Below are 25,358 nucleotides of genomic sequence, written 5' to 3'. Positions count from 1 at the left end.
ATGAGCGAATTCTTCGACGCGCTGGAAACGCGCGAGCCCGCGCAACGCGAGGCGCAGCTGATGGCGGCCCTGCCGCGCCACGTGGCGCACGCGCAGAAGGCCGCGCCGGCGTACGCACAGGTGCTGGAAGGCGTGGACGCAGGCCAGGTCACGTCGCGCGCCGCGCTGGCGAAGCTGCCGGTAGTGCGCAAGCACGAATTGCATGAGCGCCAGCGCGCGTCGGTGCCATCCGATCCGTTCGGCGGCTTCTCCGCGCTGGTGCGCGGCCCCGGCATGGGCCGCGTGTTCTCTTCGCCCGGCCCGATCTACGAACCCGAAGGCCAGTCGCGCGACTACTGGCGCAGCGCCCGCAGCCTGTATGCCGCGGGCTTCCGTCCCGGCGACCTGGTGCACAACGCCTTCAGCTACCACATGACGCCGGGCGCCTTCATCATGGAAGCGGGCGCGCATGCCATCGGCTGCACCGTCTTCCCGGCGGGCGTGGGCCAGACCGAGCAGCAGCTGCAGGCCATGGCCGAACTGCGGCCCACCGCGTACACCGGCACGCCCAGCTTCCTGCGCATCCTGCTGGAGAAGGCCGAAGAGGCCGGCGCCGAAGTGCGCAGCCTGCGCAAGGCGTTGACCGGCGGCGAAGCGTTGCCGCCCAGCCTGCGCGACTGGTTCTCGGCCCGCGGCGTCGATGCCTACCAGAGCTACGCCACCGCCGACCTGGGCCTGATCGCGTACGAGACGTCCGCCCGCCAGGGGCTGGTGATCGACGAGGGCGTCATCGTGGAGATCGTTCGCCCCGGCACCGGCGACCCGGTGGCCGAAGGCGAAGTCGGCGAAGTCGTGGTCACCACGCTGAACGCCGACTACCCGCTGGTGCGCTTCGGCACCGGCGACCTGTCGGCCCTTCTGCCCGGCGCCTGCCCCACCGGCCGCACCAACCAGCGCATCAAGGGCTGGATGGGCCGGGCCGACCAGACCACCAAGATCCGCGGCATGTTCGTGCACCCGGGCCAGGTGGCCGAGGTCACCCGCCGCTTCCCGGAGGTGCTGAAGGCCCGCCTGGTGGTCACCGGCGAGATGGCCAACGACCACATGACGCTGAAAGTGGAAGCCGCCTCGGCCCCCCAGGGCCTGGCCGACCGCATCGGCGAGGCGATCCGCGACGTGACCAAGCTGCGCGGCGAGGTGGAAGTGCTGGCCCCGGGCAGCCTGCCCAACGACGGCAAGGTGATCGAGGACGCCCGTTCGTACAAATGACAGGGGTACGCCACGCATGAGTCTGGTCTACGTACTTCCCGCGATGTGGCGGCGCCAAGCCACTGCCATGATCCGCCGGTTTCCGTCCCCAGGAGAGAACCAACCATGAACAAGCTGCTCAAGTCCCTGCTGCCGCTGGCCGTCCTCGCCGCCACCGCGGCCCAGGCGCAGAACTTCCCCGACAAGCCGATCACCATCGTCGTGCCGTTCGCGGCCGGCGGCCCCACCGACCGCGTGGCGCGCGACCTGGCCGAAGCCATGCGCAAGCCCCTGGGCGCCAACGCCACCATCGTGGTGGACAACGCCGCGGGCGCGGGCGGCTCCATCGGCGCCAACAAGGTCGCCCATTCGGCGCCGGACGGCTACACGCTGATGGTCCACCACATCGGCATGGCCACCATGCCCACGCTGGTGCGCAACATCCCGTTCAAGGTCGAGAGCGACTTCGAGTACCTGGGCATGATCAACGACGTGCCCATGACGCTGATCGGCAAGCCCGCGCTGCCGGCCACCAGCTACAAGGACCTCACCGGCTGGATCGCCCAGAACAAGGGCAAGATCAACCTGGGCAACGCCGGCGTGGGTTCGGCCTCGCACCTGTGCGGCCTGCTGTTCCAGACCGCGATCAAGACCGACATGACGCCCGTGCCGTACAAGGGCACCGGCCCCGCCATGACCGACCTGATCGGCGGCCAGATCGACCTGATGTGCGACCAGACGACCAACACCACCTCGCAGATCGAGGGCAAGAAGGTCAAGGCGTTCGCCGTCACCACCAACAAGCGCCTGACCACGCCCGCGCTGAAGGACCTGCCCACGCTGCAGGAAGCCGGCCTGAAGAACTTCGAAGTGACGATCTGGCACGGCCTGTACGCGCCGAAGGGCACGCCTGCACCGGTGCTGCACAAGCTGAACGAAGCCCTGAAGGCCGCCCTGAAGGACCCCGAGTTCATCAAGAAGCAGGAAGGCCTGGGCGCCGTGGTCGTGGCCGACAAGCGCGTCGAACCCGCCGAGCACAAGAAGTTCGTCGCGGCCGAGATCGCCAAGTGGAGCCCCATCATCAAGGCGGCCGGCGTCTACGCCGACTGATGCCCGTTCCGCGCGCACGCGCCGTGGCCGCCTTCGGGCGGCCATTTGCTTGATGGCGGCGGGCTGGCCGCCGATCCCAACGAACCAGGAGACTTCGAATGACCCGCACCCTCATCGGCCGCCGCGTGCTCGTCGCGCTGGCCGCGGCCGCCGCCCTGCCCGTGCTGGCGCAGTCCGGCTACCCCACCAAGCCCGTGCGCGTGGTCGTGCCGTTCGCGCCCGGCGGCACCACCGACATCCTGGCGCGCGCCACCGCGCAGGAGCTGTCGAAAGCGTTCGGCCAGCAGTTCATCGTCGACAACAAGCCCGGCGCCGGCGGCAACATCGGCGCCGACATCGTGGCGAAGGCGCAGCCCGATGGCTACACGCTGCTGATGGGCACCGTGGGCACGCAGAGCATCAACAAGTGGCTGTACGCGAAGATGCCCTTCGACCCGCAGAAGGACTTCACGCCCATCACCATGGTGGCCGCGGTGCCCAACGTGATGGTGGTGCCCGCGCAGAAGGCCGCGGCCAACCACATCAACAACGTCGCCGACTTCATCCGCTACGCCAAGGCCAACCCCGGCAAGCTGAACATGGCTTCCAGCGGCAACGGCACGTCCATCCACCTGGCCGGCGAGCTGTTCAAGTCGATGACCGGCACCTACATGACGCACTTCCCGTACACCGGCTCGGGCCCCGCCCTGCTCAGCCTGGTGAGCGGCGACATGGACGTGATGTTCGACAACCTGCCGTCTTCGATGCAGCTCATCAAGTCGGGCCGCCTGAAGGCGCTGGCCGTCACCAGCTCGCAACCTTCGGCGGCGCTGCCCGGCGTGCCCACGGTGGAACAGGCGGCCAACCTGAAAGGCTACGAAGCCAGTTCCTGGTTCGGCCTGCTGGGCCCCGCCGGCCTGTCACCCGAGATCGCCAACCGCATCCAGCAGGAAGTGGCGAAGGCGCTGGCGACGCCGGAGATGAAGGAAAAGCTGCTGGCGCAGGGCGCGATCCCCAGCGGCAGCACGCCGCAGCAATTCGCGGCGCACATCGACGCCGAACTGAAGAAGTGGCAGCCGGTGGTGAAGGCGAGCGGCGCGAAGGTGGACTAAAGCCAGAACACCCTTACGCGGAGCACGCAGAGAAGCGACTCCAATGTTTTTCCTTCTCCGCGTGCTCTGCGAAACCTCTGCGCACTCTGCGTAAGGGAGTCCGCTTTCAGACGCCCCAGACCACGTCCGCGCCCGCCTTCTCGGCGCGCTTGAGCATGTCGATGAAGGGCACCGCGCGCTGACGGAGTGACACGTCGGGTGCCTTCGGCGCGCCCTTGCCGGCGGCCTTGGCTTCGTCGGCGGCGGCCTGGTGGTCGGCTTCCTCCTTCGCGATGGCCGCCTCGAGCGCCGAGACGGCGGCGGGCATCTGGCCCGCTTCGATGATGCCCTTGGGGCCGGCGTCCTTGCCGATGATCTCCAGCACCCGGCGCCCATTGGACTCCAGCATGATCAGGTCGCCGGTGGCCTTGCTCTTGAACTTGTACAGCATCAGCGGGTATAGATGTACTCGCGGTTGAACGGGAAGGCCGATTGTGCGCCCTTGATGGCGCCGGTCTCCATGCGGCCGTCGGGCCGCGAAGCCAGCACCTGGTGCAGCGAGATCCAGCCCTGCTCGAAACTCATGGCGCAGCCGGCCAGGTACAGGCGGTAGGCGCGCAGCACCTTCTCCGCGTTGCGCGGCGCGCTGGCGTCCAGCACGCGCCGCGCCTGCGGCAGCTGCTCCTCCAGCGCATCGGACCAGGCCCACAGCGTGCGCGCGTAGTGCGGCCGCAGGTTCTCGGTGTCCACCATCTCCAGGCCCGACAGCGCCATCTCGCGCAGCACGTGGCTCACGTGCAGCAGCTCGCCGCCGGGGAAGATGTACTTCTCGATGAACTCGCCCATGCCGGCGCCGAGTTCGCTGACGGCCACGCCGCCCGCGGTGATGCCGTGGTTCATCACCAGCCCGCCCGGCTTCAGCAGCCGGTGGATCTTGGCGAAGTACGTGTGCATGTTGGCCTGGCCCACGTGCTCGAACATGCCGACCGACGCGATCTTGTCGTACTGCACGTCTTCGCGCAGCTCGCGGTAGTCGCGCAGCTCCATGCGCACGCGGCCCTTCAGGCCCTTCTCGTCGATCAGGCGCGTGACGTGCGCGTGCTGGTTCTTCGACAGCGTGATGCCGGTGGCATCCACGCCGTAGTGCTCGGCCGCCCACAGCAGCAGGCCGCCCCAGCCGGCGCCGATGTCCAGGAAGCGCTCGCCCGGGCGCAGCATCAGCTTGCGGCAGATGTGGTCCAGCTTGGCTTCCTGCGCCTGCGCCAGCGACATGTCCACGTCGCGGTAGTAGGCGCACGAGTACACGCGGCGCGGATCCAGCCACAGCTCGTAGAAATCGTCCGAGACGTCGTAGTGGAACTGGATCTGCTGCGCGTCCTTGTTCGGCGACGCGTGCGCGGCCAGCGACTTGGCGCGGCGCCTCACCTGCGTCCACCAACCGGTGTCGCTGCCCACCGGGCTGCCGGGCAGCAGGTGCGAAGCGGCGGCCATCAGGTCGCGCATGCGCCCGTCGACGTCGACGCGGCCTTCCACGATGTCCTCGGCCATGCGGCCGATCTGGCCGGCCGCCATCACGGCGAGGCTGGACCAGTCGTGGAAGGTCAGCGTGACCGCCGGGTTGGCGGCGCCCAGCCGCCTTTCACCGGGCAACTTCAGCGCGACCGGAACAGGCAGCGCATCCAGCTGGGCGGCGATCCTTCGTTCGAGCAGGTCCATCCGCAAATTCTTGCAGCCTGAGCGGCTGCCGCAATGGCCGAGCTTGTAGGACGCATTCGCTTCATGGTCATTGGCCCAGGCCAGGTCTGGCGGGCATTGACGCCGATTACTTCAGGCTTAAACTATTCAGGTCTTCACTCCCGCCGGGATTCCCATGGACATGGAAGCGCGCGCGCACAGCGAACACCCGGAAGCGCTCCGGCTCTGGCTGCGGTTGCTGACGTGCACGCAGCTCGTCGAGAAGCAGCTGCGCAGCCGCCTGCGCGAGCGCTTCGACACCACGCTGCCGCGATTCGACCTGATGGCGCAGCTCGAGCGGGCGCCCGAAGGGCTGAAGATGAACGAGCTGTCGCGCCGCATGATGGTGACCGGCGGCAACGTCACCGGCATCACCGACCAGCTGGTGCAGGAAGGCCTGGTGGATCGCGTGGACGTCGAAGGCGACCGGCGCGCCTACCGCGTGCGCCTCACCGCGCGCGGCCGCAAGCAGTTCCACGACATGGCGCAGCAGCACGAGCAGTGGGTCGTCGAAGCCTTCGGCGGCCTTTCGGAGAAGGACGTCTCCACGCTGCACCGGCTGCTGGGGCGCGTGAAGGAGACCATGGTGGCCCGCTCGCAGGAGCCCGCGGCATGACTTCGAAGGAGCCCGCGATGTCCGCCCAAATCGACCGCTTCGTGCATGACCGCCTGCCCCCGCGCGGGCAGTGGCCGCAACTGCGCTACGACCTGCCGGAGCTGAAGCTGCCGCAGAAGCTGAACGCCGTCGAGGAACTGCTCGACAAGGCCGCGGCCAAGGGCTGGGCCGATCGCCCCATGCTGCGTTCGCCGCGCATCACGCTGACGTATGCCGACGTGCGCGACCGCGTGGACCGCATCGCGCGCGTGCTGATGGAAGACCTGGGCCTGGTGCCCGGCAACCGCGTGCTGCTGCGCGGCGGCAACTCCATCGGCCTGGCGCTCGCGTGGCTGGCCGTGGCGAAGGCCGGCCTGGTCGCGGTGGCCACCATGCCGCTGCTGCGCGCGCGCGAGCTCGGCGACATCATCGACAAGTCGCAGCCGGTGGTCGCCTTGTGCGACGCGAAGCTCGTGGATGAGCTGGAGAAAGCGCGCGAAGGCCGGCCCGTGCTGCGCGACGTCGTCGTGTTCGGCGCGCCCAACGAGCCCGGCTCGCTGGCTGTTCGCTCGGCGCAGAAGGACGGCGACTTCGCGCCCTGCGCCACCGACGGCGACGACATCGCGCTGATGGCGTTCACCTCCGGCACCACCGGCAAGCCCAAGGCCGCCGTGCACACGCACCGCGACGTGCTGGCCGCGTGCGAGGCCTGGCCGCGCCACGTGCTGAAGGCCACGCCCGACGACGTGGTGGTGGGCTCGCCGCCGCTGGCTTTCACCTTCGGCCTGGGCGGCCTGCTGGTGTTCCCGATGTGGTCGGGTTCGTCCATCTACTTCGCCGAAGGCCCGTACACGCCCGAGTCGCTGGTCAACACCATCAACGAAGTGGGCGCGACCATCTGCTACACCGCGCCCACGTTCTACCGGCAGATGGCGCCCTTCGCGCGCAAGCGGGGCGTGGGCAAGCTGCGCATCTGCGTCAGCGCCGGCGAAGGCCTGCCCGACGCCACGCGGCAGCTGTGGAAGGAAGCCAGCGGCATCGAGATGTGCGACGGCATCGGCGCCACCGAGATGTTCCACATCTTCATTTCATCCGCGGGGGCCGACGTGAAGCGCGGCGCCATCGGCAAGGCCGTGCCCGGCTACCAGGCCAAGGTGGTGGACGACGAGGGCCGCGAGGTGCCGCGCGGCACCATCGGCAAGCTGGCGGTCATCGGCCCCACGGGCTGCCGCTACCTGGACGACCCACGCCAGGGCAACTACGTGAAGGACGGCTGGAACTACCCCGGCGATGCCTTCGTGCAGGACGAGGACGGCTACTTCATCTACCAGGCGCGTGCCGACGACATGATCATCACCGCCGGCTACAACGTCGGCGGACCCGAGGTCGAGGATGCGCTGCTGCGCCATCCCGCGGTGGCCGAATGCGGCGTCATCGGCAAGCCCGACGACGAGCGCGGGATGATCGTGAAGGCGTTCTGCGTGCTCAAGCCCGGCCACGAACCCGGCGATGCGCTGGTGAAGGCGCTGCAGGAGCACGTGAAGTCCACCATCGCGCCGTACAAGTACCCGCGCGAGATCGAGTTCGTCAGCTCGCTGCCGCGCACGGAGACGGGCAAGCTGCAGCGGTTCCGGCTGCGGCAGCCCTCGCCGGCTTGAACTTCGGGAACAACTCCCGTACGCGAAGGACGCGAAGGTGGCGCGAAAGGCGCGAAAGGAATTCCCGAATCTTCTTCGCGTCCTTCGCGCGGCTTTCGCGCCTTTCGCGTACGGGAGTTCTCTCTCCTAGAACCCCGATTCCCGCACCAGCACCGTCAGGAACTGGCGCAGCGAGGCGACCAGCGCGTCGACCGGTCCCGTCGGCACGTGCAGCCGCCCGGGCGTGACCGAAGCCGGCGCGGGCACGTCGGTTTCCACGTCCACCTGGTACAGCGTCTGCCGCATCTCCCATTCGCCGCGCGAGTTCTGGCTGGCGACCAGGTCGCCGCCGTGCTGTCCGCCCAGCAGCTGGTGCGGCAGGATGCGCGTGCCGGTGTGGTCCACGCGCACGACCTTGCCGGTGATGCGCGGCAGCTCCGGCTGGCGCGGCACGAAGCGCACTTCCTCGCCCACCTGCAGCCGGCGCACCTGCGACTCGGTGACCCAGGCGCGCACCTGGCCGTGCCCGGTGGCGACCACGCGGCCGATCAGCTTGCGCGGATTCAGCCAGCGGCCCGGCACCAGATCGGGCTGCAGGTCCACCACGCGGCCCGCGGTCTGCGCCTTCATCGTCAACAGCGCCGCTTCTTCCTGCGTGGCCTGCTGCTCCGACATGGCTTGCGCCAGCTCTTCCTGCATCACCAGGCTGCGCTCGCGCTGCTTCTCGTTGGCCGGGATGCGCGCCAGCTCGCCCTGCAGGCCTTCGATGCGCGCGCGGTTGCCCTGCGCGCGGTACGCGAGTTCCGGCGACTCCAGCTCCAGCAGCACGTCGCCCGCCTTGACGGCCTGGCCGTGCCGCACGCCGACCTTCAGCACGCGCGCGGGCGCCGGCGGGTACAGGCGCGTTTCGTCCGAAGCCAGCAGCAGGCCCGACGAGCGCGATTCGCCCGACCAGGCCCACAGCGTCAGCCCGCCGAACACCAGCACCGCCAGCGCGGTGACGCGCCACCAGCGCGGCTTCAGCTCCTCGCGGATCCTGTACAGCGCCACGCCCTCGGCGATCACCGGCCGCACGATGAACACGCCCAGCTCCACCAGCATCAGCACGATGCCCAGCAGCTTGAAGAACGCGTAGTACACGACCATCGCGATGCCGAAGAACACGATGCCGCGGTAGGCCCAGGTGATGAGCGCGAACGTGATCAGGAAGCGCGCGGTCTTTTGCGGGTGGTGCTCCGGCGCCGGGATGTCCCGGCCCCACAGCCATTTGCGCATCCACCACTTGGCCATCGCGCCGGCGCGCTCGTGCAGGTTCGGGAAGTCCATGGCGTCGGACAGCAGGAAGTAGCCGTCGAACCGCATGAACGGACTGCCGTTGAGCGACAGCGTGATCAGCACCGACGTCGTGGACAGGAAGAAGAACGCGGAGCGCAGGCCGCCCGGCGGCGTGATGGTCCACAGGAACAGGCACACCAGCGCGATCGCCATCTCGGTGGCGATGCCGGCGGCCGCGATGCGGAAGCGCGACTTGTGGTCCTGGAGCTTCCAGCTGTCGCTGGTGTCGGTGTAGAGCACCGGCCACATGACGAGGAAGGCCACGCCCATCACGGGCACGCGCACCCCCTGGGCGCGGGCGACGAACGCGTGGCCGCATTCGTGCAGGATCTTGGCGAAGAAGGCCGCCACCGCCGAAGCCATGATGCCTTCGAAGGACAGCAGGCCCTGCAGCGATTCCATGTACGCGTGCCACTCGTGCGCCAGCATCACCGGCGTCACCAGCGCCAGCACCGCCAGCACGAACAGCACGGGCTTCGAAACCAGCATGCGCGCCCACGGCAGCATGCGCACCAGCCACGCATCGGGCCGCAGCAGCGGGATGCGGAAGAACAGGTAGTGGTGCAGCAGCCAGGCCAGCCAGTGCTGCTCGGTGCGCTTGTACATCTCGCGCAGCGCCATGAAGCCGCCGCCGTCGTGCGCCGCCACCAGCTGGTAGCGCACCAGCAGCATGCGAAGCGCGACGATCTCTTCCGGGTCGACCGGCGTGGCGCCCTCTTCCAGCATGCGCCCGGCCAGGTCGGCGGGCGTCTCGCCCTCCTGCCAGTGGCTGAGGATGTCCACGTCCACCAAACCCAGCTCGAAGTACTTGTTGCGCAACGGGTCGTGGATGCGAAAGCGCGGCGAGCCGTCGCGGAACGTGCCCACCCGCAGGATGTGCAGGTCGCCGCGCAGCGGCGGCAGCGGCACGGTGGCGGGGTCGACCGGGCCGGGAACGCCCGAGGGCACCGCGCCCTTGGGCAGCTGCCCGATGGTCGGCACGCCGGCGGTGGCCATCAGAGCCCCAGCAGGCGGCGCAGCGAAGCCAGCGGCCGGCGCAGCAGGTAGTAGCCCAGCGGCACCTTGTCGCCGTACACCTTGGCCGTGCCGCGCAGGCCCAGCCGCGGCACTTCGGTGCCGGGAAGGAATTCCGCCCGCAGCGTGAACGCGAGGCCCGCGTCCACCGTCTGCTCCGCCTCGTAGCCCACTTCGGTGAGCTTCGCGTCCAGCGCGGACAGCGGCGCGATGTTCTGGAAGAAGCGCACCTCGGCGCCGGGCACCAGCGTGATGGCATCGTCGGCGGCCACGTGCACCGTGAGGCCGGCGCGCGTGGGATCGGACACGGTGGCGATGCGCTCGCCGGTGACCACCGTGCGGCCCACCCATTCGTCGGGGCTGGAGTAGACGACCAGCCCGGCCTGCGGCGCGCGCAGCTGCACGCGCGAGAGCAGGTCTTCGGTGTACGCGACTTCGGCCTGCTTCTCGTCGGCGCGGGCCTTCAGCGTCAGCAGGTCGGCGCGGCTCTGGTCGTCGCCGAATGCCTTGGAGCCGGCGCGGGCCAGCTCGGCGCGCGCGATCTCCAGGCCCTTCAGCGCGACGGCGTAGCGGTTGCGCAGCACGGTGTCGTCGAGCAACGCGACGACATCGCCGGCCTTCACCAGCGTGTTGGGCGACACCTGGAATTTCGCCACCACGCCCTCGGTGGGCGCCGCGATGGAAGCGGGCGCGAGCGGCGTGACTTCCGCCGGCGCCAGCGCCGACAGCCGCACCGGGATCACCATCACCAGCGCCACCGCCGCCACGATGGCGAACACGACCTTGCGCGTGAACACGCGCCGGATCTGCCCGAAGCTGAACCAGCGCCGCCCTTGCCACGCGCCCAGCACCAGCGCGACCTGGCGCGCGCCCAGCTGCAGCAGCGCCTGGCCGCCCTCGTCGGGCGCTTCGTCGAACCCCACCAGCAACCAGCCGATCAGCTGGCCGGCCGGCGTGGCCAGCCGGCACATCGCCGCATGCTCGGGCAGCCACTCGCTCCAATCCGCCGCCAGCTCGGGCGGCAGGTCGGCGGCATGCAGGATGGCCGTCTCCTGCGCGCCGAAATGCCTGGCCAGGCGGCCGAGCCACTGCGCGAAGGGAGCGTTCTCGTCGATCTCGTACAGGTGCGAAACCGACGTCACGCGCGCGTGACGCACCGGGTCGGGCTGCAGCAGCACCGCCAGCCGGAACGGCAGGATGCTGCCGAGCCGGTTGACGGCGACGAACGAGGCTTCCGCGGCGGAGCCGGCCGCCACCAGCTCCGCTTCGTAGCGAAGCAGGGCCTGGGCCGGATCAAGGGCTTCCATCGGACGCTACTTCGCCTCCGGGAAGGTGGCCTTGCCGATCATGCCGGGCAGCAGGTTGGCCGGCACCTTGTCGAACTTGGCGATGACCTCGACGGTCTGGCTGGCGCCGTCGATGCGGCCGCTGACCCTGTAGACGCGCGCGGTGTAGCTCTGGCCGGTCTCGTCCACCGCGACGGTGAACGCCTTGCCCGGCTTCATCCAGCGCACCCACGAAGAGGGCACGAACATCTGCGCGCGCAGGCTGGCCAGGTTCACGATCTCCAGCAGCGGCTGGCTGACCTGCACCGACTCGAAAGCTTTGGCGCGCACGCGCACCACCTTGCCCGGGTACGGCGCGGCCACCACGCAGTACTTCTCCTGCACCTGCGCCAGCGCCAGTTGCGACTTGGCCTTCTCGGCGGCGGCGGCGGCCAGCGTCACGTCCAGGTCGCTGACCGCGCCCAGGCTTTGCAGCTTCATCTTGGCCAGGTGGCTTTCGCGCGCGCCCAGCAGCTCGGCCTGCGCGGCCTTCACGTTGGCGGCGCGGTCCTGGCAGTCGAAGCCCACCAGCAGGTCGCCGGTGGAGAAGGTGTCGCCCACCTGCCTGGGCATGCTGGTGATGCGGCCGGCGATCTGCGAGGAGATCACCGCTTCCATGTCCGCGACGATCAGCGCGCGCACGGTGCCGTTGTCGGCGGCCGTGGCCGGCGCGGGAGCATTGGGCGCAGGCGTGGCGGCCGGCAGCGAAGCCGGCGCGGCCGCGCCGGGTGCGGCCGGCTGGGGCGCCGAGGCAACCGCAGTGGGCCCCGCGGCCCAGGCCGCGTGCGCCACCAGCGCCGCGCAGGCGATGCAAAGCAGGATCGGGGATCGTGGTTTCGACATCATGTTTTCCGTCTTGGCGTGGCGCGTCTTCATGCGCATCACGGCTGCTGGGAAGCGGGGGCCGGACCGGTCCAGCGCCGGTCCAGCTTGAGCGTGTTGCCTTCGGTGAGGGACAGCGTGTCCGCTTCGGCCGCGGCCTTCAGGCCACCGCCAAGCAACATGCGCAGATTTTCCGCGACCTTGAACACGGCCGCCTCACCCAGGACTTTCCACTGGTCGGACGTCACCGGCTCGACCAGCATGGACTTCATCTCGGCGGTCTGCAGCACCTGCTGGCCGTTGCCGCCCAGCAGCGTGACCTTCAGCGTGACCGGCCGGCCCGAGTCCTGTTTCGCGCCGAAGACCACGTCGACGTCGGTCCGCACCGCGCCGCCCTGCTCGGCCACCGGGATGCGGGCCACGCGCAGCACCGTGAGCATCGAGTCCGTGAACTCGCGCTTCACCATCGGCGGCAGGCCGTGGATCTCGCCGATGGACACCGACTGCATCGGCGGCGGCGCCTTGGTGCCGAAGTTCTCGCCGAAGAACTGCTGCAGCGAGGTGTTCAGCTGCCTGGCCAGCGTGGGCGTCTCGTCCACGTTGGCATCGGCCACCACCACGTCGTAGCCGACGGAGTTCATCACGCGGCCCATGGCGTGCTCGAGGTTGGCGTGCACCACGTCGCGGTTGATCTGCGTGATGGCCAGGCGGGCGGCGGCGCGGATCAGTTCCAGCTCCGTTTCCAGGCCCGACTGCTGCGTGGCGCGCATCGCGCGCACCAGCGAACGGTCGTCGGCCAGCGCCTCGTCCCACACGCCCAGCTCGTGCTTGAGCAGCTGGTAGCGGTTCACCGCGATGCGCGTCTGCGTCATCACGGCGGCGGTGATGGCCAGGCGCCGCGCCTGGTCCAGCTGTTTCGACGCTTCCGTCGTGCGCTTCACCGAAGGCAGCGACAGCAGCTTGAGCAGGTTGAACGACACCAGCGCGCCGGCCTCGTTCCACTGGTTGTTGATGAGGAAGCGGTTGCTGTCGTAGTTGGCGCCGGCGTTCAGCGTCAGGCCCGGCAGCAGCTGCAGGATCTGCTTGCGGCCTTCCAGCGCCGTGATGCGCTCGCGGTAGCGCTCCTCGCCCAGCTCGGGGCGGCGCTCGATGGCCATCGCCTCCAGGTCGTCGATGCGGGCGATCAGGTCGGGCAGCGCCACCTGTGGCTGCTCCGGCGTGGCGACGCGGTAGGCTTCGCCCGGACGCAGCCCCACCAGGTCGGCGAATTCGCCGCGCCACTGCACCAGCTCCTGGCGGCGCGTGCTCAGCTGCTGCTGCAGGTCCAGCAGCGAGCGGCGGTACGCGATGATCTGCAGCGGCGGCAGCAGCCGGCGCGCTTCGATCATGCGCGAGCGTTCCGAGCCGCGCTCGATGTCGACCATCATCGCGTCGATCTGCGGCAGCAGGCGCTGGGCCGCTTCGGCGCGCCACCAGGCCAGCTGCACGTCCAGCACCAGGTTCTGCAGGGCGCGGCGGCGGCGCTCCTCCATCACCAGCACCTGGTCGGCGTTCTGCTTGGCGCGGTAGTAGCTGGCGCCGAAGTCCAGGATGTTCCAGGACAGCGCCGCGTTGTACGTCGCATGGCTGCGCTCCACGGCGGCGCTGGGCACGCTGCTGATCGTGCCGTTGGGCTGGTAGCCCAGGCCGAACGCGTCGTTGTTGCGCGACGTGTAGCCCGCCGACAGCGCCAGGCGCGGCAGCATGTCGTAGTTCGACAGGTCCAGCTGGCTGGCCGACAGCGCGGTCTCCATCTGGCGCACGCGCAGCTCCAGGTTGTGCCGCACCGCGCGCGCCATCGCATCGGACAGCGCCAGCGGCGCGGTCACCGCTTCGCCGGCCTGGATGACCGCGGCCAGGTCTTCTTGCGCCTTCGTCGACTGTTCTTCCTTCGTCAGCGCCATCGGCGTGACCGCGCACCCTGCCAGCACCGCGATCGCGGCGGAGGCCATCAGGGTGCGCACGAAGCGTTTCTCGCGGCCGCTCGTGGCGGCCGTGTCTCCGTGAATGCCCAAAACCACTCCCCCTCTTGTTCAGTCGCCGCGCGCGTCAAAGGCGCTTGCCGGCGGCTTTCTCCCCTGCCTTGGTTGCCATTGCGCGCGCCACCAGGCCGCCCGCGTCGCGGTCGGTGCCCTGGGTGCGCACGCTCTTGAGTTGCTCGGCGAAACTCGGTGCGCCGCGCTTGGCCTTGCCCTTCTCGCCCTTGGCGGCCTGCTTGGCCGGCACGGGCTGGTCGCCATCGGGCAGTGCCTCGCCCTGCTCGCCCTTCTCGCCGGGCTTGCCGTCCGCGTCGTCGCCGTCGCGGCTGCCGCGCTGGGCACCCGCCGGGTCGCCCTGCTGCCTGGTGACGCGGCCTTCGCCGACGGTCATGACCAGGTCGGTGCTCGCTTCCAGGCCCTGGTTGTCGCGGGCGATGATACGGATGTCCAGCACGCCCTCGAAATCCGCCGGCGGCTCGCCGCTCAGGCGGCCGGTGAGGCCGTCGAACGACAACCAGCCCGGCAGCGGTTCGCCGTTGGCCAGGCGGGCCTCCAGCCGCACCACCGCGCGCGGGTTGGTGTGCGCGAAGGCATCGCTCGGGACGTTGAAGCGCACGCCGCGCTGCACGTCGATGCGCAGCTGCGGCAGCGGCTGGAAGCGCACCAGCAGGTCGGCGTTGCCGCCGCGCGCGCCGCCGATGTCGGACGGCGACACCCGCACCGCCGGGAAGCCGCGGTCGATGGAGTCCAGCGCGCGGCCGTCGCTCGTGATGGTGAACGTCGTGCGCGCCTCGCGGCCGGCATCGTCGCGGGCCACCACTTCCACCAGCAGGCTGGAGAACGAAGAGGCGTCCAGTGGACGGCCGTTGAACAGGCCCGAGATGCCGTCGAAGCCCAGCCACGAGGGCAGCGGCTGGCCATCCAGCTGATGCGCGTCGAGCTTGATCACGGCGCGCCCGTCGGTGTGGATGAACGCGTCGCGCGGCACCGTGTAGTTCAGGCCGCCGAGTGCCATCACGTTCGGGATGCCGTTCAGCACCGACAGCACCGCGCCGTCGCCGGTCATGCCCGTGGCGCCCGCGGCATCGCTGCCGCGCACCGCCGGGAAGCCGCGCTCGAGGGACTCGAGCACGTCGGCGCCGGACACCGTCGCCGGTGACGTCACCGGCGTGCTGCCCAGGATGGCCCCGCCGGGGCCTTGGCCCAGGCCGTTGAACGGCTCCAGCGACGGCATGATGAACGGCTGCGAGCCCAGCGGCGGCGACGGCGGGTTCGCGGCCGTGTTGCCGTCTGCCTGCGGCGCGGCGGCAGCCGGCGCCTGGGCGGGCGGCAGCGGCGCGGCGGCCGGGGCCGGCGGCGCCACCGGCGTCTGCGTCACTTCGCGCACCTGCTCGGGCGGCGTCGGGATGCCGGTGTCGTTGCGCACGACCGCATTGGTGAACGCAAGCGACAGGTTGCCGGCCACGTCGGCCACGCGCTGCGCGGCGGCCGGCGTGTAGCTCACCCGGACGCTGTCGCCGGACGCGACCGCGGAACCCAGCGTCAGCGTGATGGTGCGGCCGGCCGGGTCGGTGCTGCAGGCCGTGACCGTGGCGGTGGTGCCGTTGACGGTCACCACGTAGTTGCTCCACGCCGGGCCGGCGGCGTCCATGCCGACGCCGGCTTCGGCGTAGGTCAGCACCAGCTGGTTGCCGTTGACGGCGGCGCCCGTGAGCACCGGCGCGGCGGTGTCGATCGCGACGTCCAGCGCCGGAGACAGCGCGGAGGCGTTGCCGGCCGCATCGACCACTTGCGCGCTGAAGCTGCGCGTGCCGTTGGGCAACGTGCCGGTGGTGATGCTCACCTTGCCGGCCGCGATGTCGCCGGCCGCCAGCGTGATGGTGGACACCACGCTGCCGTCCACGTACAGCTTCAGCGTGTCGCCCGCCACCGGCGCGGCAGCGCCCGCGCCGCCCAGCGTGACCACCACGGTCGGCGTGTCGTCGGCCGTGCGCAGGTCGCTGTTGCTGGTGCCGGTGTCGCTGGCCGCGGCCAGGCTCACGGCCGGCGCGGAAGGCACGATCGTGTCGGCGACGCTGACGGTGACCGTCGCGGTTTCGGTCACGCCGTTGGACGTGACCGTGTAGGTGAACGAGTCCGTGCCGGTGAAGCCGGCGTTCGGCGTGTAGGTCACCGTGCCCAGGCTGCCGTCGAGGATGGTGACGGTGCCGTTGGCGCCGTTGGTCACGCCGGTGACGGCGCGGCCCGGGTTCTCGAAGCTGTCGTTGGCCAGCACGTTGGTGGTGACCGCCGTGTTGGGCTGCGTGCTCGCGGTGTTGTCCACCGCGTCGGCCACCGGCGACACCGTCAGGCTGACCACCTGCGTGGTGGCATTGCCCAGCGCGTCGGTCACCGTCACGGTGAAGCTGTCGGCGCCGAACCAGTCGGCGGCCGGCGTGTAGCTCCACGCGCCCGTGTTGGCGTTGATGGTCGCAGTGCCGTGCGCGGCGGCCGTGGTCACCGCGAAGGGCGACGCGGCCAGTCCGTCGGTGTCGGTGGCCGTCAGCGTGCCGGTGATGGCGCCGTTGTCCTCGGCGCCGGTGCCGGAGGTGGTGCCGCCGATCGAGGTGTTCTCGTCGATGTCGGTCAGGCTGAAGGTGACGGTCTGGCCCGCGCTCCAGTTGCCGGCCGCATCGCCGGCCTGCACGCTGTACGTGAAGCTGGCGGGCGCGGTTTCGTAGTCGTTGCGGCTCGCCGCCAGCGCACCGGCGGCGGTCAGCGTGACCTTGCCGTCGGCCGCGATCGAGAAGTAGCCGTCGGCGCTGATCGAGCCGCCGCCGGTGAAGCGCCAGCCCGTGACGCCCACGTTGTCGGTGGCGTTGACGGTGCCCACGACCGTGCCGCCCGCGCGGTTCTCGGCGTAGGTGATCGTCTGGCCGCCGCCAACAGTCGGCGGCGTGACGTCGCCTTCGGGAACGTCGGTGACGTTCAGCACCACGTCGGCAGCCACCGACCAGTGGCCCGCGGCGTCGCGCGCCTGCACGCTCAGCGTGAAGGTGTTGGGGCCGGTCTCGTAGTCGTTCGAGGCCGCCGTGGACGACAGGCCCGCGACAGTCAGCGTGATCTCGCCGGTGGTGGCGTTGATCGCGAAATAGCCGTCGTCGCTGACCTGCCCGCCGTTGGCGAAGCGGAAGCCGGTGACGCCGCTGCCGGCTTCGGCCGTGTCGGTGGCGGCCACCGTCGCCAGCACGGCGCCCGCGGTCTGGTTCTCGGCGTAGCTGTAGGTCTGGCCGGGCGTGACGACGGGAGCGTGGTCATCCAGGTCCGTCAGGCTGAAGGTGACGGTGGTGGCGCCGCTCCAGTTGCCCGCGGCATCGCCCGCTTCCACGCTGTAAGTGAAGCTGGCCGGCGCGGTCTCGTAGTCGTTGCGGCTGGCCGCGGCGGCGCCTGCTGCCGTGATCGTGACCTTGCCGTCGGCGGCGATCGTGAAGAAGCCGTCCGCGCTGGTCGTGCCACCGCCGGCGAAACGCCAGCCGGTGACGCCCACGTTGTCGGTGGCGCTGACTGTGCCGACGACCGTGCCGCCCGTGCGGTTCTCGGCGTAGGAAATCGTCTGGCCCGCTCCGACCTGCGGCGCGGCGTCGTCCACGTCCAGCACGTTGATCGTGAAGTTCAGGAACGCTTCGCTGCCGTCCGTGCTGAACGCGCGCACGGTGATGGTGTGGCTGGTCAACGTCTCGTAGTCCAGCAGCGTGCCGTTGGCGACCGTCACGACGCCGGTGGCGGCGTCGATGGTGAAGCGCCCGCCCGCGTCGTCGGCCAGTTCGTAGCTCACCGGGGTGCCGTCGCCGTCCACGCCGAGGGCGACGATGCCGACCACCGTGCCGTTGGCCGCGTTTTCGTTGACCTGGTTGGTGGCCGGGTCGCTGTCGGACAGCGTGATCGGGTCGTTGACCGAAGCCACGGTGATGGTGGCCGTGTCGGTGGCGATGGAGAACGGCGTGGTGCCGCCGCGCACGGTGGCGGTGATCACGTCGCCGGCGGTGCCCGCGGTCTGGTCCCACGCGCCGAAGGTGATGCCGGCCGTGCCGTTCCAGCCCGCGTTGGGCACGAAGCGCAGCGAATCCGCGCCGTCCAGCAGCAGGATCTGGCCGGCGCCCAGCGCCACGTTGGTCCAGGCGCCCGCGCCGATGCGGTATTGCCAGGCGCCGTTGCTGTTGTCCACGTCGCTGACGTAGATGGCCTCGGGCGCGGCGCCCACCAGGTCGGCATCGGTGATGGAGCCGTCGGCCACCATCGCGGCCACCGTCGTGCCGTTGTTGACGGCCGGGTTCTCCTGGATGCCGCCGAGCGAGGGGCTCTGCGAAACATCCAGCACGGGCGCGTCGTTCACCGGCGTGACGTTCAGCGACACCGAGTAGGTGACGGTCGCGGTGCCGTCGAAGACGGTGTAGGTGAAGCTGTCGGCGCCGAAGTAGTCGCCCGCCGGCGTGTACGAATAGGTGCCGTTCGCGTTGACCGTGGCCGTGCCGTGCGCCGGACCAGCGCCCAGGGCGTAGGTCAGCGTGTCGCCGTCCACGTCGGTCGCGGCGGGCAGCGTGCCGTTGAGCGTGCCGTCCTCGGCGACGGTGCCGCTGCCGTTCGCGCCCACCGGTGCGTCGTTCACCGGCGTGACGTTGACCGACACGGTGTACGTCTGCGTGTCGGTGCCGTCGGTCACGGTGTAGGTGAAGCTGTCCGGGCCGTTGTAGTTGGCGGCGGGCGTGTAGGTGTACGTGCCGTTGCCGTTGACCGTGACCGTCCCATGGCCGGCATTGCTGCCCAGCGCATAGGTGACCGTGTCGCCGTCGGCGTCGGTCGCCGCCGGCAGCGTGCCGTTCAGCACCGTGTCTTCGGCGGTGGAGACCGTGTCGTTGGCGGCGACCGGCGCGTCGTTCACCGACGCCACGGTGATCGACACCGTGTAGACCACGGTCGCCGTGCCGTCGGTGACCGAGTAGGTGAAGCTGTCGGTGCCGTGGAAATCGGCCGCCGGCGTGTAGGTGTACGTGCCGTTGGCGTTGACCGTGACGGTGCCGTGGCCGGCGCCGGCGTCCAGCGCGTAGGTCAGCGGATCGCCGTCGCCATCCGTGGCCACGGGCAGCGTGCCGTTGATCGGCGTGTCTTCCGCCGTGCTGACGCTGGCGTTGGCGCCCACCGGCGCGTCGTTGACCGGGTTGACGGTGATCGCCACCGTGCCGCCCACCGTCGCCGTGCCGTCGGTGACGTCGTAGGTGAAGGCGTAGTTGCCGGTGCCGGTCTGGTTGGCGGGCGCCTCGTAGACCAGGTTGGTCAGCTGGCTGATGCTCAGCAGCGTGCCGCTGGTCACCACCGTGCCGTCGGCGCGCTTGACCAGGCCGCCGGCCGGCACGCCGGTGACGGTGATCGTGAGCAGGTTGCCGTCCACGTCGGTCGGCGCTGCCAAGCCCAGCGGCGTGGTCGTGTGCTCGTTCACGTTGAGCGAGCCGCCGGCCACCACCGGCGCATCGTTCACCGGCGTGACGTTGATCGACACCGTGTACGTGGCGCTGCTGTCCGTGCCGTCGCTCACCGTGTAGGTGAAGCTGTCGGCACCGTTGTAGTCGGCCGCGGGCGAGTACGTGTACGTGCCGTCGGTGTTGAACGTCAAGGTGCCGTGCGCCGGGCCGGTGCCCAGTACGTAGCTCAGGCTGGCGGCCGGGCTGTCGATGTCCGCCGCGGTCGTCAAAGCGCCATTCAGAGTGCCGTCCTCGGCCACGGTGACGTTCACGTTCGCGCCCGTCGGGGCGTCGTTCACCGCGTTCACCGTGATCGAGACGATGTACGTGTTGGAGGCCGAGCCGTCGCTCACCGTGTAGGTGAAGCTGTCTGCGCCGTTGTAGTTGGCCGCAGGCGTGTACGTGTACGTGCCGTCGGTGTGGACCACCACGGTGCCGTGGCCGGCATTCGTCGCCAGGCCGTACGTCAGGCTGGCTGCCGGCGAGTCGATGTCCGTGACCGCCGGGAGCGTGCCGGTGTAGGCCGTGTCTTCGTTCGTCGTGACCGTGTCGTTCGCGGCCACCGGCGCGTCGTTCACCGGCGTCACGTTGATCGACACCGTGTACGTCGCGCTGCTCGCGCTGCCATCGAAGACGGTGTACGTGAAGCTGTCGGCGCCGTTGTAGTCTGCTGCCGGCTTGTACGTGTACGTGCCGTCCGCGTTGAACGCCAGCGAACCGTGCGTGGGACCCGTGCCCAGCACGTAGCTCAGGCTGGCCACCGGCGTGTCCACGTCGGCCGCGGTCGTGAGCGCTCCGTTCAGCGTCCCATCTTCGGCCACCGTGACGTTCACGTCGGCACCCGTCGGCGCATCGTTCACCGGGTTCACCGCGATCGCGACCGTGCCGGTTGTGGTCGTCGTGCCGTCGTAGACGTCGTACGTGAACAGATAGTTACCCGCGCTGGCGATCTCCGCCGGTGCGTCGTACACCAAGCCCTGCAGCTGCGCGATCGTCAGCACCGTGCCGTTGGTGATCACCGTGCCGTCGGCCCGCTTGACCTGGCCAACCGCGGGAATGCCCGTCACCGTGATGACCAGCGTGTCGCCGTCCACGTCCGTGGGAGCTGACAGGCTGAACTGCGTGCCGGTGCTCTCCTCATCGACCGCGATGGACTTGCTGTCCACCACCGGCGCGTCGTTCACCGACGTGACGTTCACCGACACCGTGTACGTGTTCGACAGCGTGCCGTCGCTCACCGTGTACGTGAAGCTGTCGCTGCCGTGGTAGTCGGCAGCCGGCGAGTACGTGTACGTGCCGTCCGCGTTCACCACTACGCTGCCGTGCGAAGCGGCGGAGCCCAGGCTGTACGTCAGCGAAGGGCCATCCGGGTCGGTCGCCACCGGCAGGTTGCCGCTGAACGTGGTGTCTTCCGCCGTCGTGATGCTGGTGTTGCTGGCCACCGGCGCGTCGTTCACCGGCGCCACGTTGATCGACACCGTGTACGTCTGCGGCGCCACACCGTCCGTCACCGTGTACGTGAAGCTGTCGCTGCCGTTGTAGTCAGCCGCCGGCGTGTATGTATACGTGCCGTCGGCGTTGACCACCACCGTGCCGTGCGAAGGACCGCTCGCCAGGCTGTACGTCAGCGTGTCGCCGTCGACGTCCGTCGCCGTCAGCGTGCCGCCCACCGGCGTGTCCTCGTTCGTCGACACGCTGCTGTTCGCGCCCACCGGGGCGTCGTTCACCGGCGTCACCGTCAGCGAGATGGTGTACGTGCGGGTGATCAAGCCGTCGCTCACCGTGTAGGTGAAGCTGTCCGCACCGTTGTAGTTGGCGTTCGGCGTATAGGTGTAGCCGCCCGTGGAGGTGACCGTGACCGTGCCGTGGCTTGCGTTGCCGCCCAGCGCATAGGTCACCGTATCGCCGTCCACGTCCGTGGCGGTCGGCAGCGTACCCGTCAGCGGGGTGTCTTCCGCGGTGGTGGCGGAGCCGTCCGCCGCCACCGGCGCATCGTTCACCGGCGTGACGGTGATGGCCACCGAACCGCTGGTGGTGGCGTGGCCGTCGAAGACGTCGTAGGTGAAGCTGTAGCTGCCCGTGCCCAGCTGGTCCGCGGGCGCGTCGTAAACCAGGCCCTGCAGCTGGGAGATCGTCAGCACCGTGCCATTGGTGATCACCGTGCCGTCCGAACGCTTGACCGTGCCGGCCAGCGGAACGCCCGTCACCGTGATGACCAGGGTGTCGCCGTCCACATCGACCGGCGCCGCCAGGCCGAACAGGTTGCCGGTGCTTTCCTCGGCCACCGTGACGGCCTTGGGCACCACCACCGGCGCGTCGTTCACCGGGTCCACCGTGATGTTGACGGTATAGGTCGCGCTGGACAGCGTGCCGTCGCTCACTGTGTAGGTGAAGCTGTCGCTGCCGTTGTAGTCGGCCGCCGGAGCGTAGCTGTACGTGCCGTCGGCATTGAGCGTCAGCGTGCCGTGCGCGGGCCCGGTGCCCAGGCTGTACGTCAGGTTCGCCGTTGGCGTATCGATGTCCGTGCCGGGCAGCGAGCCGGTCAGCGTCGTGTCCTCGTTGACCGAAACGTTCACGTTCGCGCCCGTCGGGGCATCGTTCACCGGATCCACCGTGATCGACACGGTGTAGGTGTTCGACGCCGAGCCGTCGGAGACGGTGTACGTGAAGCTGTCCGCGCCGTTGTAGTTGGCCGCAGGCGTGTATGTGTACGTGCCGTCGGCGTTCACCACCACCGTGCCATGGCCGGCATTCGTCGCCAGGCTGTACGTCAGGCTGGCTGCCGGGCTGTCAACGTCCGTGACCGCCGGCAGCGTGCCGGTGTAAGCCGTGTCTTCGTCGGTCGTGACCGCGTCGTTCGAAGCCACCGGCGCGTCGTTCACCGGCGTCACATTGATCGACACCGTGTACGTCACGCTGCTCGCGCTGCCATCGAAGACGGTGTACGTGAAGCTGTCGGCGCCGTTGTAGTCGGCGGCCGGCTTGTACGTGTACGTGCCGTCCGTGTTGAACGCCAGCGAACCGTGCGTGGGACCCGTGCCCAGCACGTAGCTCAGGCTGGCCACCGGCGTATCCACGTCAGCGGCGGTCGTGAGCGCTCCGTTCAGCGTTCCGTCCTCGGCCACCGACACATTCACGTCGGCGCCCGTCGGGGCATCGTTCACCGGGTTCACGGCAATCGTCACCGTGCCGGTCGTGGTCGTCGTGCCGTCGTAGACGTCGTAGGTGAAGGTGTAGTTGGTCGCGCTCGCCAGTTCGGTCGGCGCATCGTAGACCAGGCCTTGCAGTTGCGCGATCGTCAGCACCGTGCCGTTGGTGATCACCGTGCCGTCGGCGCGCTTGACCGTGCCCGCCGAGGGAATGCCCGTCACCGTGATCACGAGCGTGTCGCCGTCCACGTCCGTCGGTGCATTCAAGCCGAATGCATTGCCGGTGCTCTCTTCGTTGATCGAAACCGTCTTGGTGTCCGCCACCGGCGCGTCGTTCACCGGCGTGACGTTGATCGACACGGTGTAGACAGCGGCGCTGCTGTCCGTGCCATCGCTCACCGTGTAGGTGAAGCTGTCGGCGCCGTTGTAGTCGGCCCCCGGCGTGTAGATGTACGTGCCGTCAGCGTTGAACGTCAGGGTGCCGTGCGCCGGGCCGGTGCCCAGCACGTAGCTCAGGCTGGCCGCCGGACTGTCGATGTCCGCCGCGGTCGTCAAAGCGCCGCTGTACGCCGTGTCTTCGTTCGTGCTGACGCTGACGTTCGCGCCCGTCGGGGCGTCGTTCACCGCGTTGACGGTGATCGACACCGTGTACGTGTTGCTCAGCGAACCGTCGCTGACGGTATACGTGAAGCTGTCGGCGCCGTTGTAGTTGGCCGCAGGCGTGTACGTGTACGTGCCGTCGGCGTTCACCACCACTGCGCCGTGGCTGGCGTTGGTGCTCAGGCTGTACGTCAAGCTCGCCGCAGGCGAGTCAATGTCCGTAGCGGTCGGCAGCGTTCCGCTGTAGGCCGTGTCTTCGTTCGTCGAGACCGTGTCGTTCGAAGCCGTCGGCGCGTCGTTCACCGGATTGACGGTGATCGACACCGTGTACGTCGCGCTCGTCAGCGAACCGTCGGAGACGGTGTACGTAAAGCTGTCGCTGCCGTTGTAGTCGGCGGCCGGAGCATAGCTGTACGTGCCGTCGGCATTGAACGTCAGCGTGCCGTGCGTCGTGCCGGTGCCCAGGCTGTACGTCAGGCCGGACGCGGGCGTTTCCACGTCGGTGCCCGGAAGCGTACCGGCCAGCGTCGCGTCTTCGTTCACGGACACGTTCACGTTCGCGCCCGTCGGGGCGTCGTTCACCGCGTTGATGGTGATCGAGATCGTGTAGGTGTTGCTCAGCGAACCGTCGCTGACGGTGTACGTGAAGCTGTCGGCGCCGTTGTAGTTGGCAGAAGGCGTGTATGTGTACGTGCCGTCGGCGTTCACCACCACCGTGCCGTGGCTGGCGTTGGCGCCCAGGCTGTACGTCAGGCTGGCTGCCGGGCTGTCGATGTCCGTGACCGCAGGCAGCGTGCCGGTGTAGGCCGTGTCTTCGTCGGTCGTGACCGCGTCGTTCGAAGCCACCGGCGCGTCGTTCACCGGCGTCACGTTGATCGACACCGTGTACGTCACGCTGCTGGCGCTGCCGTCAAAGACGGTGTATGTGAAGCTGTCGGCACCGTTGTAGTCTGCTGCCGGCCTGTACGTGTATGTGCCGTCCGCGTTGAGCGCCAGCGAACCGTGCGTGGGACCCGTGCCCAGCACGTAGCTCAGGCTGGCCGCCGGCGTGTCCACGTCGGCCGCGGTCGTGAGCGCTCCGTTCAGCGTGCCGTCTTCAGCCACAGACACATTCACGTCAGCACCCGTCGGCGCGTCGTTCACCGGGTTCACCGCGATCGTCACCGTGCCGGTGGTCGTTGTCGTGCCGTCGTAGACGTCGTAGGTGAACAGATAGTTACCCGCGCTGGCGATCTCCGCCGGCGCGTCGTACACCAACCCCTGCAGCTGCGCGATCGTCAGCACCGTGCCGTTGGTGATCACCGTGCCGTCCGAACGCTTGACCTGGCCAACCGCGGGAATGCCCGTCACCGTGATGACCAGCGTGTCGCCATCCACGTCCGTGGGAGCTGACAGGCTGAATGCGTTGCCGGTGCTTTCTTCGTTGACCGAAACCGTCTTGGAGTCCGCGACAGGCGCATCGTTCACCGATGCGACCGTGATCGACACGGTGTACAACCCGCTGGTGGCCGAGCCGTCGGTCACGCGGTAGGTGAAGCTGTCGCCACCGTGGTAGTCCGCCCCCGGGGTGTAGGTGTACGTCCCGTCGGCGTTGAACACCAGCGTGCCATGGGACGTGCCGCTGGCCAGCGTGTAGCTCAGGCTGGCCGCCGGGCTGTCGATGTCCGCCGCAGTCGTCAGCGCGCCGTTCAGCACCGTGTCCTCGTTGGTGCTGACGCTGACGTTCGCGCCTGTGGGCGCATCGTTCACCGGGTTCACGACGATGGAGACCGTGTAGGTCTGCGGCGCGGTGCCGTCGGTGACGATGTACGTGAAGCTGTCGGTGCCGTTGTAGTTGGCGGCCGGCGTGTAGGTGTATGTGCCGTCGGCGTTCACGACCACCGCGCCATGCGAGGCGCCGGTGGCCAGGCTGAAGCTCAGGGTTTCGCCGTCGACGTCGGTCGCCGTCAGCGTGCCGCTCACCGGCGTGTCTTCGTCCGTCGTGGTGCTGCTGTTGCCGCCCACCGGGGCGTCGTTCACCGGGTCGACCGTGATCAACACCGTGTACGTCGCGCTCGTCAGAGAACCATCCGAGACCGTGTACGTGAAGCTGTCGCCTCCGTTGTAGTCGGCGTTCGGCGTGTAGGTGTACGTGCCGTTGGCGTTCACCACCACCGTGCCGTGCGAGGTGTTCGTGACCATGCCGTACGTCAGGCTGGCCGGCGCGTTGTCCACGTCGGTGCCGGGC

Annotated in this window: 12 protein-coding genes (1 of these 12 cut by a window edge); 5 read left to right on the top strand and 7 right to left on the bottom strand. The window is 69.3% G+C overall.

What is annotated here, in order from left to right; genetic code table 11:
* The 3 genes from EZ216_RS07880 to EZ216_RS07870 all read left to right on the top strand — a co-directional run bounded on the left by EZ216_RS07880 (window position 1) and on the right by EZ216_RS07870 (window position 3,428).
* Window positions 1-1,248: a phenylacetate--CoA ligase family protein gene (locus EZ216_RS07880; protein ID WP_135249207.1), complete on the top strand. Its 1,248-nt coding sequence runs from the start codon at window positions 1-3 to the stop codon at window positions 1,246-1,248.
* A gap of 105 nt (window positions 1,249-1,353) precedes the next feature.
* Complete coding sequence (locus tag EZ216_RS07875) at window positions 1,354-2,337, top strand: tripartite tricarboxylate transporter substrate-binding protein (protein ID WP_135249206.1); 984 nt, start codon at window positions 1,354-1,356, stop codon at window positions 2,335-2,337.
* Window positions 2,338-2,435: 98 nt separating this feature from the next.
* Window positions 2,436-3,428: a Bug family tripartite tricarboxylate transporter substrate binding protein gene (locus EZ216_RS07870; RefSeq protein ID WP_135249205.1), complete on the top strand. Its 993-nt coding sequence runs from the start codon at window positions 2,436-2,438 to the stop codon at window positions 3,426-3,428.
* A gap of 106 nt (window positions 3,429-3,534) precedes the next feature.
* Here EZ216_RS07870 and EZ216_RS07865 read toward each other — a convergent pair whose 3' ends face one another.
* A complete protein-coding gene (locus EZ216_RS07865) occupies window positions 3,535-3,858 on the bottom strand; it encodes a DUF1840 domain-containing protein (RefSeq protein WP_135249204.1) in 324 nt (107 codons plus the stop codon).
* Window positions 3,858-5,123: a class I SAM-dependent methyltransferase gene (locus EZ216_RS07860; RefSeq protein ID WP_135249203.1), complete on the bottom strand. Its 1,266-nt coding sequence runs from the start codon at window positions 5,121-5,123 to the stop codon at window positions 3,858-3,860. Before EZ216_RS07860 ends, EZ216_RS07865 begins: the two co-directional genes overlap by 1 nt.
* A gap of 154 nt (window positions 5,124-5,277) precedes the next feature.
* On the opposite strand from EZ216_RS07860, the gene EZ216_RS07855 reads away from it, so the two are divergent.
* Together EZ216_RS07855 and EZ216_RS07850 are read left to right on the top strand one after the other, a co-directional pair.
* Window positions 5,278-5,757 (top strand): MarR family winged helix-turn-helix transcriptional regulator, encoded by a 480-nt coding sequence (locus EZ216_RS07855; protein WP_135249202.1) that lies wholly within the window; start codon window positions 5,278-5,280, stop codon window positions 5,755-5,757.
* Between the two features lie 17 nt (window positions 5,758-5,774).
* Window positions 5,775-7,394 (top strand): AMP-binding protein, encoded by a 1,620-nt coding sequence (locus EZ216_RS07850; RefSeq protein WP_135249201.1) that lies wholly within the window; start codon window positions 5,775-5,777, stop codon window positions 7,392-7,394.
* Between the two features lie 126 nt (window positions 7,395-7,520).
* Here EZ216_RS07850 and EZ216_RS07845 read toward each other — a convergent pair whose 3' ends face one another.
* The 5 genes from EZ216_RS07845 to EZ216_RS07825 form a co-directional block, all read right to left on the bottom strand.
* Window positions 7,521-9,704, bottom strand: coding sequence for a site-2 protease family protein (locus EZ216_RS07845; RefSeq protein ID WP_135249200.1), 2,184 nt, complete (start codon window positions 9,702-9,704; stop codon window positions 7,521-7,523).
* A complete protein-coding gene (locus EZ216_RS07840) occupies window positions 9,704-11,029 on the bottom strand; it encodes an efflux RND transporter periplasmic adaptor subunit (RefSeq protein WP_135249199.1) in 1,326 nt (441 codons plus the stop codon). Before EZ216_RS07840 ends, EZ216_RS07845 begins: the two co-directional genes overlap by 1 nt.
* A gap of 6 nt (window positions 11,030-11,035) precedes the next feature.
* Window positions 11,036-11,923, bottom strand: coding sequence for an efflux RND transporter periplasmic adaptor subunit (locus tag EZ216_RS07835; protein ID WP_135249198.1), 888 nt, complete (start codon window positions 11,921-11,923; stop codon window positions 11,036-11,038).
* A 5-nt stretch (window positions 11,924-11,928) separates the two neighbouring features.
* On the bottom strand, window positions 11,929-13,872 hold the full coding sequence (locus EZ216_RS07830) for a TolC family protein (protein WP_135249197.1): 1,944 nt from the start codon (window positions 13,870-13,872) through the stop codon (window positions 11,929-11,931).
* Window positions 13,873-13,957: 85 nt separating this feature from the next.
* Window positions 13,958-25,358 carry the end of a tandem-95 repeat protein gene (locus EZ216_RS07825; protein ID WP_135249196.1) on the bottom strand. It continues 18,905 nt past the right edge of the window, so 11,401 of the gene's 30,306 nt are visible here — the last part of the coding sequence; the start codon falls outside the window, past its right edge — the gene reads right to left on this strand; its stop codon occupies window positions 13,958-13,960.

The organism is Ramlibacter humi (assembly GCF_004681975.1).
Taxonomy (GTDB): domain Bacteria; phylum Pseudomonadota; class Gammaproteobacteria; order Burkholderiales; family Burkholderiaceae_C; genus Ramlibacter; species Ramlibacter humi.
Note: the sequence above shows the minus strand (reverse complement) of the source record. Positions and strands in the feature narration are given on the sequence as shown.

Bases quoted from the DNA above. Each gene is read 5' to 3' on its own strand.
- EZ216_RS07880 (WP_135249207.1), top strand. From the start codon at position 1: ATGAGCGAATTCTTCGACGCGCTGGAAACGCGCGAGCCCGCGCAACGC.
- EZ216_RS07875 (WP_135249206.1), top strand. From the start codon at position 1,354: ATGAACAAGCTGCTCAAGTCCCTGCTGCCGCTGGCCGTCCTCGCCGCC.
- EZ216_RS07870 (WP_135249205.1), top strand. From the start codon at position 2,436: ATGACCCGCACCCTCATCGGCCGCCGCGTGCTCGTCGCGCTGGCCGCG.
- EZ216_RS07865 (WP_135249204.1), bottom strand. From the start codon at position 3,858: ATGCTGTACAAGTTCAAGAGCAAGGCCACCGGCGACCTGATCATGCTG.
- EZ216_RS07860 (WP_135249203.1), bottom strand. From the start codon at position 5,123: ATGGACCTGCTCGAACGAAGGATCGCCGCCCAGCTGGATGCGCTGCCT.
- EZ216_RS07855 (WP_135249202.1), top strand. From the start codon at position 5,278: ATGGACATGGAAGCGCGCGCGCACAGCGAACACCCGGAAGCGCTCCGG.
- EZ216_RS07850 (WP_135249201.1), top strand. From the start codon at position 5,775: ATGTCCGCCCAAATCGACCGCTTCGTGCATGACCGCCTGCCCCCGCGC.
- EZ216_RS07845 (WP_135249200.1), bottom strand. From the start codon at position 9,704: ATGGCCACCGCCGGCGTGCCGACCATCGGGCAGCTGCCCAAGGGCGCG.
- EZ216_RS07840 (WP_135249199.1), bottom strand. From the start codon at position 11,029: ATGGAAGCCCTTGATCCGGCCCAGGCCCTGCTTCGCTACGAAGCGGAG.
- EZ216_RS07835 (WP_135249198.1), bottom strand. From the start codon at position 11,923: ATGAAGACGCGCCACGCCAAGACGGAAAACATGATGTCGAAACCACGA.